This is a genomic window from Siminovitchia fortis (assembly GCF_007681465.1).
Lineage (GTDB): Bacteria > Bacillota > Bacilli > Bacillales > Bacillaceae_C > Siminovitchia > Siminovitchia fortis.
Genome location: NZ_VEKZ01000179.1, coordinates 1 through 425, shown reverse-complemented (window position 1 = coordinate 425; position 425 = coordinate 1). Strand labels below are relative to the sequence as shown.

At 39.8% G+C, this 425-nt stretch carries 1 protein-coding gene; it reads right to left on the bottom strand.

From position 1 onward, the window contains the following. A partial coding sequence (gene tnpB / locus FS666_RS19495) for an IS66 family insertion sequence element accessory protein TnpB (RefSeq protein WP_222119393.1) occupies nt 1-328 on the bottom strand: 328 nt, incomplete at its 3' end. Nucleotides 329-425: the final 97 nt, after the last annotated feature.

The window sequence follows — 425 nt, the reverse complement described above, 5'->3', positions numbered from 1 at the left end:
GAATGGCTTTTGGCTGCTGAATGGATAACCCTTCAAGGAGCCAGCGAAGCTCCTGTTGTGAAAGATGGCGTACTTCATTTTCATCTTTTGGCCATTGAAGTTTTCCACTATCCAAACGCTTATACAGCATGGCGAAGCCATCACCATCAAAATACAGACATTTATAGCGGTCTTTACTCCACCCTGAAAATAAGAAAATGGAATCGCCATATGGATCAAGTTCGAAAGAATCTTGAATCAGTGTGGCAAGCCCATCAATTCCTTTTCTCATATCTGTCTTACCGCAAATGATATAAATGTTTTTAACACTTGTATAGTCGTGTTTCACCCATTTTTCAACTCCCTCATGACCGCTTGGATGATATGCTCATCTACACCGTTAAAGAAGGAAATTTCAGCGTTTGCTGTTTTAATCGTTAGTTTTT